This window comes from Streptomyces sp. NPDC043854 (assembly GCF_056436005.1).
This window is the reverse complement of the sequence record NZ_JBWKDK010000024.1, coordinates 64,249-76,358: the sequence shown is the minus strand read 5'-3', so window position 1 is coordinate 76,358 and position 12,110 is coordinate 64,249. Positions and strand designations below refer to the sequence as shown.

The 12,110-nt window shown below is 74.1% G+C and carries 13 protein-coding genes; 5 read left to right on the top strand and 8 right to left on the bottom strand.

Annotated elements, in window-relative coordinates; genetic code table 11:
* The first annotated feature begins 45 nt into the window (after positions 1–45).
* Entirely contained in the window at positions 46–693 is a 648-nt protein-coding gene (locus AC068A_RS22215) for a spherulation-specific family 4 protein (protein WP_478587374.1), read from the top strand.
* Complete coding sequence (locus tag AC068A_RS22210) at positions 690–1,541, top strand: endo alpha-1,4 polygalactosaminidase (RefSeq protein ID WP_478587372.1); 852 nt, start codon at positions 690–692, stop codon at positions 1,539–1,541. The genes AC068A_RS22215 and AC068A_RS22210 overlap by 4 nt, the downstream gene beginning before the upstream one ends.
* Before the next feature lie 39 nt (positions 1,542–1,580).
* On the opposite strand, the gene AC068A_RS22205 is transcribed toward AC068A_RS22210, so the two are convergent.
* From AC068A_RS22205 to AC068A_RS22185, 5 genes are all read right to left on the bottom strand, one after another.
* Positions 1,581–2,819 (bottom strand): sensor histidine kinase, encoded by a 1,239-nt coding sequence (locus tag AC068A_RS22205; protein WP_478587370.1) that lies wholly within the window; start codon positions 2,817–2,819, stop codon positions 1,581–1,583.
* Entirely contained in the window at positions 2,816–3,526 is a 711-nt protein-coding gene (locus tag AC068A_RS22200; RefSeq protein WP_478587368.1) for a hypothetical protein, read from the bottom strand. The genes AC068A_RS22205 and AC068A_RS22200 overlap by 4 nt, the downstream gene beginning before the upstream one ends.
* Positions 3,523–5,469 carry a phosphatidylglycerol lysyltransferase domain-containing protein gene (locus AC068A_RS22195; protein ID WP_478587366.1) on the bottom strand — a complete coding sequence of 649 codons (1,947 nt, stop codon included), beginning with the start codon at positions 5,467–5,469 and terminating at the stop codon, positions 3,523–3,525. Before AC068A_RS22195 ends, AC068A_RS22200 begins: the two co-directional genes overlap by 4 nt.
* A gap of 72 nt (positions 5,470–5,541) precedes the next feature.
* Positions 5,542–6,618, bottom strand: a complete 1,077-nt coding sequence (gene cobT, locus AC068A_RS22190) for a nicotinate-nucleotide--dimethylbenzimidazole phosphoribosyltransferase (RefSeq protein ID WP_478587364.1) — start codon at positions 6,616–6,618, stop codon at positions 5,542–5,544.
* Between the two features lie 176 nt (positions 6,619–6,794).
* Positions 6,795–8,009: a bifunctional adenosylcobinamide kinase/adenosylcobinamide-phosphate guanylyltransferase gene (locus AC068A_RS22185; protein WP_478587362.1), complete on the bottom strand. Its 1,215-nt coding sequence runs from the start codon at positions 8,007–8,009 to the stop codon at positions 6,795–6,797.
* A 93-nt stretch (positions 8,010–8,102) separates the two neighbouring features.
* Here AC068A_RS22185 and AC068A_RS22180 point away from each other — a divergent pair, with 93 nt between their 5' ends.
* Positions 8,103–8,315: a hypothetical protein gene (locus AC068A_RS22180; RefSeq protein WP_478587360.1), complete on the top strand. Its 213-nt coding sequence runs from the start codon at positions 8,103–8,105 to the stop codon at positions 8,313–8,315.
* 136 nt (positions 8,316–8,451) lie between these two features.
* On the opposite strand, the gene AC068A_RS22175 is transcribed toward AC068A_RS22180, so the two are convergent.
* Positions 8,452–9,159, bottom strand: a complete 708-nt coding sequence (locus tag AC068A_RS22175) for a class I SAM-dependent methyltransferase (RefSeq protein ID WP_478587358.1) — start codon at positions 9,157–9,159, stop codon at positions 8,452–8,454.
* A gap of 101 nt (positions 9,160–9,260) precedes the next feature.
* Positions 9,261–9,869 carry a DUF3043 domain-containing protein gene (locus AC068A_RS22170; RefSeq protein WP_478587356.1) on the bottom strand — a complete coding sequence of 203 codons (609 nt, stop codon included), beginning with the start codon at positions 9,867–9,869 and terminating at the stop codon, positions 9,261–9,263.
* Positions 9,870–10,162: 293 nt separating this feature from the next.
* Between AC068A_RS22170 and AC068A_RS22165 the strand changes: the two genes are divergently transcribed.
* Positions 10,163–10,957 carry a PspA/IM30 family protein gene (locus tag AC068A_RS22165; protein WP_478587355.1) on the top strand — a complete coding sequence of 265 codons (795 nt, stop codon included), beginning with the start codon at positions 10,163–10,165 and terminating at the stop codon, positions 10,955–10,957.
* 13 nt (positions 10,958–10,970) lie between these two features.
* Positions 10,971–11,249 carry a PspA-associated protein PspAA gene (gene pspAA / locus AC068A_RS22160; protein WP_478587353.1) on the top strand — a complete coding sequence of 93 codons (279 nt, stop codon included), beginning with the start codon at positions 10,971–10,973 and terminating at the stop codon, positions 11,247–11,249.
* Between the two features lie 23 nt (positions 11,250–11,272).
* Here the strand turns inward: pspAA and AC068A_RS22155 are convergent, their stop codons facing one another.
* Complete coding sequence (locus tag AC068A_RS22155) at positions 11,273–12,046, bottom strand: hypothetical protein (RefSeq protein ID WP_478587351.1); 774 nt, start codon at positions 12,044–12,046, stop codon at positions 11,273–11,275.
* Positions 12,047–12,110: the final 64 nt, after the last annotated feature.

Genomic DNA, 12,110 nt, shown 5'->3' with positions numbered 1-12,110 from the left:
CCCCCGTGACCCGTACGACCCGACCCGTCTGAGAAGAAGGACCCCATGCTGCTGGTGCCGCTCTACGAGCACCCCGACGACCGGCCCGACGACTGGGAGCTGCTGATCCGCTCCGCGGGCCGGCTGCACTCGGTGGTCCTCAACCCGGCCAGCGGGCCGGGCGAGGCCCGCGACGCGCGGTTCGCCGTCGTCGCCGAGCGGCTGCGCGACGCCGGCGTGCCCGTCCTCGGCTACACCGACACCGACTACGGGCGCCGCCCCCACGCCGACGTGGTGCGGGACCTGCTGCGCCACCGCGACTGGTACGGCGCCGACGGGGCCTTCCTCGACCAGGCCGCCCCCGACCCGGCGCTCCTCGGCCACTACGGCCGGCTCGCCGTCGCGGCCCGGGCCGCGGGCGCCCGCACCGTCGTCCTCAACCACGGGATCCACCCGGACCCCGGCTACGCCGAACTCGCCGACCTGCTCGTCACCTTCGAAGGGCCCTGGGACGCCTACCGGGACGCGGCCGTGCCCTCCTGGACCGCCGACCACCCCGCCGGCCGGTTCTGCCACCTCGTGTACGCCGTCCCCCCGGGCGCGCCCGCCGCCGAGCTCGCCCGGCAGCGCCGGGCCGCCGTGCACTGCGCGGTCCCCGGGACCGGCGCGCACCCCTGGGGCACCCTCCCGAACGCGCTCCTGGACGCGCAGTGACGCCCCCGGCGGCCGGGCGCCCGGCGCGGACGCGGCCGCCGGGGCGGCGCGGGGCGGCGCTGCTGCTCCTCCCGCTGCTGCTCCTGGCGGCCTGTACCGCGGAGCCGGACGGCGCGGAGCCGGAACCGGGCCTCGCCCCCGCACCGGAGGGGCGGTGGCAGCCGCGGCCCGGCACCGGCTGGCAGTGGCAGCTCACCGGGAAGCTCGACACCTCCGTGGAGGCGCCCGTGTACGACGTCGACGGCTTCACCACGACCGCGGAGCAGGTCGAGACGCTGAAGAAGGCCGGGCGCCGGACCATCTGCTACCTGTCCACCGGCGCCTGGGAGGACTTCCGGCCCGACGCGGCGGCCTTCCCCGAGGGACTCCTCGGCAAGGGCAACGGCTGGGAGGGCGAGCGCTGGCTGGACATCCGGCGCCGAGCCGAACTGGAGCCGCTCATGGCCAAGCGGTTCGACATGTGCCGCGACAAGGGCTTCGACGCGGTGGAGCCGGACAACATGGACGGCTACACCAACGACTCCGGCTTCCCGCTGACCGCCGGGGACCAACTGCTCTACAACCGGCTGATCGCGCGGCTCGCCCACGAGCGGGGGCTCGCGGTCGGGCTGAAGAACGACCTGGACCAGATCCCGCAGCTGGTGGGGGACTTCGACTTCGCGGTCAACGAGCAGTGCGCCCAGTACGAGGAGTGCGAGAAGCTGACCCCCTTCACCACCGCGGGGAAGGCAGTGTTCCACGTCGAGTACGAGCTTCCGACGAGCCGGTTCTGCGGCCTCGCGCGCAAGCTGAACCTCAGCTCCCTCCAGAAGCGGTACGAGCTGGGGGCCTGGCGCCGGACCTGCTGAGCCCCCCGGTCACGTCACTGCACGCCACTGCACGTCAGTTCACTTCACCGGCAGGATGACATGCACCCGGTAGCCGCCGCCGTAGCGGGGCCCGGCGAAGCAGGAGCCGCCCAGGGCGCCGGCCCGCTCCCGCATCCCCAGCAGCCCGTGCCCGCCGCCCGGGGCGGCGGCCGCGGCGGAGGGATCCGCCCCGCCGCCTCCGCTTTCGCTGCCGCCGTCGTCGAGGACGGTGACCTCGGCGGAGGCACCGACCCGGACCACGCTGACCTCGGCGCTGGCACCCGGGCCCGCGTGCTTGCGCACGTTGGTCAGCGCCTCCTGGATGACCCGGTACGCCGCCAGGTCCACGGCCGCCGGCAGCGCTCCGCTGTCCCGGTCCAGGTCCACCATCACCTTCACCGGCAGCCCGGCGTGCCGGAAGGTGTCCACCAGCTCGTCGAGCCGGGCCAGCCCCGGGGCCGGCTCGGTCGGCGCCTCCGGTTCCCCGGACTGGCGCAGCAGGCCGACCGTGGCCCGCAGTTCGTTCAGTGCCGAGCGGCTGGCGTCCCGTACGTGGGCCAGGGCCTCCTTGGCCTGGTCGGGCCGCTTGTCCATGACGTGCGCGGCCACCCCCGCCTGCACGTTGACCAGGGCAATGTGGTGGGCGACCACGTCGTGCAGGTCGCGGGCGATCCGCAGCCGCTCCTCGGCGACCCGCCGCCGGGCCTCCTCCTCGCGGGTCCGCTCGGCCCGCTCGGCCCGTTCCCGGATCGCGTCGACGAAGGCCCGCCGGCTGCGGACCGCGTCGCCCGCGGCCGCGGCCATCCCGGTCCAGGCGAAGATGCCGATGTTCTCCTGCGAGTACCAGGGCAGCGGGCCGGCGGCCAGCATGGCCACGCCCGTCAGGCCCGCCATGGTGAGCAGGCCGATCCGCCAGGTCGTGGGCCGGTCGGTGCGGGAGGCCAGCGTGTACAGGGCGATCACGGCGGCCATGGCGACGGGCGCCCGGGGCTCGCCGGAGGCGAGCTCCACCACGGACAGCCCGATGGTCGCGGCGAGCACGGCGCGGGTGCGCCGCCGCCGGAAGACGAGGGCCGCCGCGGCCAGCAGCATCAGCACGAGCGAGAACGGATCGGGGGTGCGGGTGCCGAAGGTCGGCCCGTGCGGGCCGCGCGGGTCGACGAAGGAGCCGAGGACCATGGCGACGAGCGCCCCGAGCGCCAGCACGGCGTCGGTGGCCAGCGGATGGGCCCGCAGCCACGTCCGGGTGGCGGGGAACGGCCCGAGGTCTGTCGTCACCCCGATACGGTACGGCCTGCTCCGGCCCGGGCGGTCCGGCGGTCGCCGCGCCCCCGCGCGGCGAGGGCCAGGCACAGGCCGAGGACGGCGGCGAGGGCCGCGAGGTGCTCCTTGCCGGCCAGGTTGTCCTTGAGCAGCACCTCGCCGATCATGGCGGCGATCACCAGGGCCCCCGTCAGGTACGCCCGGTGGCGCCAGCACAGGTAGAGGGCGAGGCCGACGACCGCCGCCGACGGGCCGGTGTCGCCCACGATCCGGTCGGACAGCGGCAGCCCGAGCGGATGGCCGGGCTCCAGCGCGAGCCCGAGCCGCGCGTACGCGGTCCCGGCGAGGGTGGCGACGTAGCCGACGGCCAGCGTGCGCCACCAGCCGATGGAGATTTCCGCGACCCCGAACACCAGCAGGATCTGGGCGAGGGCGCCCCACACCGGCAGGTCGGGGGCGGGGACGAACAGGGACAGCGGGGTCCGCAGCAGGGCCAGCCAGAAGGGGTCGGCGGCCTTGACCGACCCGAGGTTCTGGACGGGCTGGAACCCCCAGGGCGTGTTCTGGACGAGCTGGAAGACGGAGGTCAGGCAGACGGCCCCCAGGGTCATCGGGGCGGCCCGCCGGCGGTCGCGGACGAGGGCCTCCCGGACGGTCCCGAACAGGGACCCCCACTCACGGCGGGCGAACCGCCGCAGTGGGGTCGTCGGCCACGCTGTCAACGATTGGTCTCCAGATGCCTGCGGTTGAGCCACTTCGGCAGCCCGGGAGCCTCCAGGAAGCCCTCGGCCCGGCCCGCGGCGATACCGATCCGCAGCAGGTCGGAGCTCTTCTCGAAGAGCATGAACCGCGGTTCCCAGATCGGCCGGTATTTGGCGTTGGCCCGATAGAGGGACTCGATCTGCCACCAGCGGGAGAAGAAGCTCAGCATCGAGCGCCACATGCGCAGCACCGGACCCGCGCCGAGCTTGGACCCCCGTTCGAAGACCGAGCGGAACATCGCGAAGTTGAGCGAGACCTGTGTGACGCCGATCTCCTTGGAACGCTCGAGGAGTTCGATGACCATGAACTCCATCAGACCGTTCTCGGAGTCGCGGTCACGGCGCATCAGGTCCAGCGACAGGCCCTTGGGGCCCCACGGCACGAAGGACAGCAGCGCCCGCAGGTCGCCGTTGCCGTCGGTGCACTCCAGCATCACGCACTGGCCGTCGGCCGGGTCGCCCAGCCGGCCCAGCGCCATGGAGAAGCCGCGCTCGGTCGCGCCGTCGCGCCAGTCGTCGGCGCGGCGCACCAGCTCGGCCATCTCCTCGGCCGGGATGTCGGCGTGCCGGCGGATGCGGACGCTGTAGCCGGCCCGCTTGACCCGGTTGAACGCCTGCCGGACGGTCCGCATCGCGCGGCCCTCCAGGGTGAACTCGGCGGTCTCGACGATCGCCTCGTCGCCCAGCTCCAGGGCGTCCAGGCCGTGCCGGGCGTAGATCTGACCGGCCTCCTCGCTCGCGCCCATCACCGCGGGCACCCAGCCGTGCTCGCGGGCCTCGGCCAGCCACGGGTCGATGGCGCCGGGCCAGGCCTCGGGGTCGCCGATCGGGTCGCCGGAGGCCAGCGAGACCCCGCCGACGACGCGGTAGGTGACGGCCGCCTTGCCGGTGGGGGACCAGATGACGGACTTCTCGCGGCGCAGCGCGAAGTAGCCGAGGGAGTCGCGGTCGCCCTGCTTGGCCAGCAGCGCGCGCAGCTTCTCCTCGTCCTCCTCGGTGATCGGGTCCACGGCCCGGCGGGAGCGGAACGCGGCGAGCAGCACCGCGAGCAGCAGCACCATCGACATGATGTTGATGACGACGTCCACCCAGGCGGGGGTGGTGATGGCCGCGTAGTCGCGGGCGTCGGGGTCCAGGGTGATCAGCCGCATCGCGCCGTAGCGCCAGCGGGCGAGGAACGTGGCCTTCGAGGCGTCCGGGTCGGTGTTGGCGGCGCCGACGATCAGCGCGGCCAGCAGCGAGGTGGCCAGCAGGCCGACGGCGGCGACGGCGGTGGCCAGCTTGGGGTTGGAGCGGTCGCCCTTGGCGTAGAACTCCTTGCGGCCCAGCAGCAGGGCGCCGACGAACGCCGCGGTCAGGGCGAGCGAGACCCAGTTCTGGGTGTGGTCGCGGAACTCCGGGTAGCAGACGTCGAACTCACCGCCGGTGCACGGGGCGAAGGCGGCCACGGCGAAGGCCAGCAGGAGCAGTCCGGCCAGCACCGCGTTCAGGATCCACGCGGCCCGCTTGCGCCGGCCCATGGTGACGGCGAGCAGCAGCGAGAACAGGCCGGACGCGAAGCCCGCCGTGAGCAGGTACGGGGTGTAGAAGTCCTCGGTGTTGTGCCGGCGCAGGTCCTGGCCGAGGGAAACCCACACCGCGCTGAGGAAGTTCACGAAGGTGACGGCCCGCAGGTACCAGACCGCGAAGGCGGCGCTGCGGCGGGAGCGGACGGATCCGCGGCCGCCGCCGCCCTCGTCCTTCTTCCCGTCGGCGTCCTTCGCGGTGCCCTTCACGGGCTGCCGGTCCTGTGGGGCCTGTCGGTCCTGTGGAGCCTGTCGGGCTTGCGGGGGCTGTGCCGTCTTTGCGGCATTCCGGTCGATATCTGCGCTGGTCAAGCGGGCCTCTCCCATGAAACGGATCATATGGGGCGCCGCCGACCACGGTTGGCCGAGTCGGGGAGCCGTGGCCGGTTGTGGCCGCGGCTCCCCGGCGGTTCAGTGCTCCGGCTCCGACTCCGGCTCCGGCTCGGCCCGCTCCGGCAGTTCCGCCGCGAGCGCGGCGGCCGCCTGGACCAGGGGAAGCGCCAGCAGGGCCCCGGTTCCCTCCCCTACGGTGACGCCGTGCGAGAGCACGGGGTTGAGTGCCATCCGGTCCAGGGCCTTCGCCTGGCCGGGTTCGCCGCTCGCCTGGCCGGCCAGCCACCAGTCCGGGGAGCGGAACGCGGCCCGCTGGGCCACCAGTCCGCAGGCCGCCGCGACGACCCCGTCGAGGATGACCGGCGTACGGCGCACCGCGCACTGGAGGAGGAAGCCGGTGATCGCGGCGACGTCCGCCCCGCCGACGGCTGCGAGCAGGGCCACCTGGTCGCCGAGGACCGGGCGGGCCCGGCGCAGCGCGTCCCGGATCGCCGCGCACTTGCGCATCCAGGCCAGGTCGTCGATGGGCTGCCCGCCGCGGCCGGTGACCACCGAGGCGTCGGTGCCGCACAGGGCGGCGACGAGCACGGCGGCGACGGTGGTGCCGCCGACGCTCAGGTCCCCGAGGACCACCAGGTCGGTGCCGGAGTCGGCCTCCTCGTCGGCGATCCGCATGCCGAGCCGGATCGCCTCCTCGGCCTCCTCGCGGGTGAGGGCGTCCTCGACGTCGATCCGGCCGCTGCCGCGGCGCACGCGGTGCCGGACCACGTCCTCGGGCAGCAGGCCGGGCTCGCAGTCCAGTCCGGCGTCCACGATCCGCACCGAGGCCCCGAACCGCCCGGCGAGGATCGAGACGGGCCCGGCCCCGTCGAGTACGGAGCGCACCAGCTCGTGGGCGCTGCCGGCGGCCCGTGCGGAGACCCCGGCGGAGGCGATCCCGTGGTCGGCGGCGAAGAGCACGACCCGCGGCCGCTCGATCGGCTTGACCGGAACCCGCCCCTGCGCGGCGGCGAGCCACTCGGCGAGCTCGTCGAGCCGCCCCAGCGCCCCGGCCGGCACGGCCAGCCGCGCACGGCGTTCCTCGGCGTCGCGGCGGACGCCGCCGTCGGGGCGCTCGATGAGATCGGAGAAGTCGTCGAGATTCAGGGTGGTCATCTGCCAGAGCGTACAGCCGGTAAGGCCCTGCCCAAGCCCCGTTCCCGGCCCCGCCCGCGGCCCCCTTCCCGGCCCCGCCCGCGGCCCCCTTTCCGGCCCGGCTCGCGGCCCTGTTCCCGGCCCCGTGTCCGGTCCCGGCCCGGCGCCGTCCGCGGCCGCGCCGCCGCGGGGCCGGGTCAGTCCTTCAGGACCAGCGCCTGCCCGGCGACCACCAGCAGGACGTGCTCGCACTCGGCCGCCACCGCGCTGTTCAGCCGCCCGAGCTCGTCGCGGAAGCGGCGCCCCGAAGCGGTCGCGGGGACGATGCCCGAGCCGACCTCGTTGCTGACGGCCACCACCGTGCGGCGGGTCGCCCGCAGGGCCGCCACCAGTTCCGCCATCCGCTCCCGGAGCTCCTTGCGGCCACGGCCCGCCCAGACCGCGTCGTCCCAGGCACCCGCCCGGTCCATGGCGTCCGTCAGCCACAGCGCCAGGCAGTCGATCAGCAGCGGCGGCCCGCCCTCCGCCAGCAGCGGGGCCAGCTCGCAGGTCTCCACCGTGCGCCAGCTCCCGGGCCGCCGCTCCCGGTGCAGCCCGACCCGCGCCGCCCATTCCGGGTCGCCCTCGCGCGTCCCCGAGGTGGCCGCGTAGACCACTTCCGGGAAGCCCGCCAGCCGCCGCTCCGCCTCCAGGGACTTCCCGGAACGGGCGCCGCCCAGCACCAGCGTCCGGCGCGGCAGGTCCGGCACCGCGTGGTACTCGCCCACGGTCACCGTCGTTCCGTCCGGCACCGCGCGCGCCCCGGCCGCCGCGCACCGCCGCTCCAGCTCGCGCCCGGGCGGGGTGTCGTGGTCCAGGTGCACGGCGATCACGTCCGTGGTGGGCCCGGCGGCGCCTTCCGCCCGGAGCCGGGCCAGCGCCTCCGGCCGGCCCAGCACGTCCGCGAGGACCATGTCGTACGGGCGCTGCGGGAACCCGAGCCCGCCGCGCTGCTGCCCGGCCGGCGCCGCGCCGGGCGGCAGGTACAGCAGCCGACTGCCGTCCGGGCCGGTCACCTCGTACCCGGTGCCGGGCGCGTCCATCGGCACCGCGCGCACCCGGTGGCCGCTGATCACGGCGAGCTCCCGCCCGTCGGGCACGCGTACGGCTGCGGGCAGCCCGGGCGGCAGCTCCACCGAGGGCCCGTCGTGCGGATGGGTCAGCAGGACCTGCCGTACGCCCGCCAGCGAGTGCCCGGCGCGGGCCCCCGCCAGGACCGCCCCGGGGGTCAGGTCGAGCAGCAGGGCCCCGTCGACGAGCAGGGACGTCGCGGCGCGCGCCCGGGGGCCGACGGAGACCGCGCAGGCGGCGCAGGGACAGCCGGGGCGGGGCAGTCCTTCGGGTGTACCGGTGCCGAGCAGAGTGAGTTCCACGAGAAGATCCTCCCGCGTCGCCGGGACTGGTGCGCGCCCGGCTACTCTGCGGGCAGACTCAACGCGAGCAGCGGACGAGCAACGGAGGCGGACATGGCGTGGACGTGGCGGTTCGAGACGGCCGACGGCAGCGAGACGACCCCTGCGGTCACCCCGGAGGAGTTCCCCACCCAGGGCGACGCGGAGTCCTGGATCGGTGAGTACTGGAAGGAACTGCTGGAGGGCGGTACCGAGCGGGTGAAGCTGTCGGACGACAGCGGCACCGAGCTGTACGCGATGAGCCTGCGCGAGGCGCTGGACGCCTGACCCGGCCCGGCCCGAGCGCTCCGCGCGGGCGGCGGGTGCGCCCCGGGTCCCGGCAGGGGCCCGGGGCCGCCTCGTGTCGGGGGCCGTACGGGGGGTGGTTCGAGATGGTGCGGGACGGTGCGCGGGGGAGCGGCGGTCAGCCGCGGACACCGCACAGGTGCAGCAGCGCCGCCACCGCGCGGTAGGGGTCGGTCCGCCCGGCACGGTCCTCGGCGGCCAGGAGCCGCTCCAGATCCTCGTCCGGGGGGAGCGTCCCGCCGGCCTCGGTGCCGTCGGTGAAGACGCGTACGCCGTACCAGGCGTGCAGCGGTGCGCCGATCCCGGACAGCGTGGACGTGAGGTCGGACAGCCGGTCGGCCCGTACGTCCAGGCCGAGCCGGTTGGTGTAGTCGACGGTGTCGAAGGCGTTCAGTGCGCCCGACCAGTCGCCGTCCAGCCCGGGCCGCATCGCGAGTGCGTCGCCGTTGCGCACCAGCAGGGACAGCAGTCCGCCGGGGGCGAGCATGCGGGCCAGCCCGGCCAGCATCGCGTCCGGCTCGGGCACGTACATCAGTACGCCGTGGCACAGCACGATGTCGAAGCTGCCCGGGGTGAAGTGGGCGCCGGTCTCGCGCCCGTCCCCCTCCAGCAGCTCGACCCGGTCCTGGATGCCGGGCGGCTCGGCCTCCAGCGCGGCGCGGGCCACGGCCAGCATGCCGGGGTCCTGCTCCAGCCCGGTCACCCGGTGTCCGGCGCGGGCGAGCCGCAGCGCCTGGGTGCCCTGGCCCATGCCCACGTCCAGGACGCGCAGCCGCTGCCCGACCGGGAAGCGCTGCGCGATCTGCTCATCGACCTGCCGGCCCACGAGTTCCTGGCGGACGGCGTTGCGCAGGCCGCCCAGGCCTTCGAGCCACAGCCTGGCGCCCTGTGCGAATCTGTCCCCCGACCCCCCGGGCCTGTCTGCGCTCAGGGCCGTTCCCCGCGCTTGACCTGCGGCTTCGGCAGGCGCAGGCGGCGCATCTGGAGGGTGCGCATCAGGCCGTACGCGACGGCGCCGCGGCGCGGCTGGTCGGCGAAGCGCTCGTTCAGGGCCTTGCGCAGGCGGAACGCCAGACCGATCGAGTCGAGGATGATCAGGGCGATCACGGCGAGCCAGAGCAGCAGTGCCACGTTCTGGATCTGCGGCACCCGGATCATGCTCAGCACCAGGATGATCACGGCCAGCGGCAGGAACATCTCGGCGACGGAGAAGCGGGAGTCGACGAAGTCGCGGACGAAGCGGCGCACCGGGCCCTTGTCGCGGGCCGGCAGGTAGCGCTCGTCGCCGCTGGCCAGCGCCTCGCGCTGCTTGGCCAGCTCCACCCGGCGCCGCTCACGGGCGCGGCGGGCGTCCTCCTTGCGGTCGCCGGTGGAGACCACCGCAGCCCTGCGCTGCGACTGGGCCATGGCGCGCTTCGGCGTCGGGCGGCCCTTCGGGGCCTGCGGGTCACGGGGCTTCGAGAGGTCTGCGCTCACCTTGTCGGTGGCGGCGGCCTTCTCTTCCTTGGAGGAACGGCTACCAAACACAAAACCCAAGCCTACGTGGTTGCGCACCGGTACCCCACCCCGCCGGGGAACGATCCGGCAACGGCGGGCGTCTGGACCGGTGCAGGGTTCGTGCGGGGTGTGTCGGGGGATCCCCTCCTCCTTCCGCCTGACAGGGGCGGGGGCACAGTCGTCCTGGAGGAGGAGCGCATCCGCTCACGAACAGTGCGGTAATGGAGACAGGGCCCGTACTGTGGGTTCTGTTGGCGGTCACTCGGGGGATCGAGGACCGCAACTGTTGGTGACCTGGAGCGAAGTCCGTCAGAAGGGGGCGCGCGAAGCCCATGAGCGGTGTCATGAAGCGTATGGGGATGATCTTCCGCGCGAAGGCGAACAAGGCCCTTGACCGGGCCGAGGACCCGCGCGAGACCCTCGACTACTCGTACCAGAAGCAGCTGGAGCTGCTCCAGAAGGTGCGCCGCGGCGTCGCGGACGTCGCCACCTCGCGCAAGCGCCTGGAACTGCAGCTCAACCAGCTCCAGAGCCAGTCCGCCAAGCTGGAGGACCAGGGCCGCAAGGCGCTGGCGCTCGGCCGCGAGGACCTGGCCCGCGAGGCGCTGTCCCGGCGTGCCTCGCTCCAGCAGCAGGTCAGCGACCTTCAGGTGCAGCACGAGACCCTCCAGGGCGAGGAGGAGAAGCTGACCCTGGCATCGCAGCGCCTCCAGGCCAAGGTGGACGCCTTCCGTACGAAGAAGGAGACCATCAAGGCCACCTACACCGCGGCCCAGGCCCAGACCCGGATCGCCGAGTCCTTCTCCGGCATCTCCGAGGAGATGAGCGACGTCGGCCTGGCCATCCAGCGGGCCGAGGACAAGACCGCCCAGCTCCAGGCCCGCGCGGGCGCGATCGACGAACTGCTGGCCTCCGGCGCCCTCGACGACCAGAGCGGCCTCGGCGCCAAGGACGACATCCAGGCCGAGCTGGACCGCCTCTCGGGCGGTACGGACGTGGAGCTGGAGCTCCAGCGGATGAAGGCCGAGCTGGCCGGCGGCCCGTCCGCGCAGCAGCAGGCCATCGAGGGCGGCACCCCCGGCACCACTCAGCAGTCGCAGACCCAGCACCGGTTCGACAAGCAGTAGGACGGGGCCCGTCATGATTGTCCGCATCATGGGGGAAGGCCAGGTGAGGGTGGCCGACAGCCACTTCGCCGAGCTCAACGCGCTGGACGACGAGCTGCTGGACGAGATGGAGGGCGGCGACGAGGCGGGCTTCCGGCGCACGCTGCACGCGCTGCTCGACGCCGTGCGCCGGCTCGGTGTTCCGCTGCCCGACGACGCGCTGGAGCCGTCCGAGCTGATCCTGCCCGCGCCCGACGCCTCGCTCGCCGAGGTCCGGGAGATGCTCAGCGACGACGGGCTCATCCCCGGCTGACGCCCACGGGGTGAACCCCCTCCTCAGTGTGGCGGCGGCTGCTTCGGGGCCGCCGCCCGCTCCTGGTCGGGGGTTCCCCCGATGAAGTCCTCGAACCGGCGGCGCTTGGCCGCCCAGCGCCGGTCGTGGTGGAAGGCCCGCAGGCCCGCCTTGGCGCGGGCCCGCGGCCGGTTCGCGTAGAACCGCTTCGCGTACGGGGAGCCCGGCCGGGCCAGGCGGATCGCGCCGATGAGCGCCACGAACGGGATGACGGTCCCGAACAACGCGGTCCGCGCCTTGCCCTTCCACAGGGCGACCAGGGCCAGGAAGAAGTTCAGGGCGGTGTTCATCACCACCAGGCCGCGGTTCTGCCGCTCGTCCGCCGTCAGGTCGTTGACCCCGAAGGGCATGAACCCGCCCAGCACCAGCGCCACCAGTGCGGCCGTCAGCACCACGATCTCGACGCTCTTGCGGCCCTGCTCGCTCCAGTAGACGTCGTCGAGGTGCAGGATCAGGGCGAACTCGTCCAGGACCAGGCCCGCGCCCAGCCCGAAGATCACCGCGGAGACCAGCGAGCCGACAGCGTGCGCGCCGCCGGCGACGGCACCGAACCCGCCGATGATCACGAGGACCACCCCGGGCACCACGTGGTGGACGTGCAGGCCGCCCGGCGTGACGTTCTTGAACGGCCCCCGGCCGGCCCGGATCAGGCGGGTGATGACACGGGTGACCAGGAACGACATCATGAACGACAGCAGGGCGAGGAGCAGCGGGAGCTTCCCCGGCTCGACGATGTTCCGATACCACCAGTGACCCATACCGCGGCTCCTTGATGTGGCAGCTTCCCGTTTGACCCGTATTGGGCAATTTACCGGGCGGGCC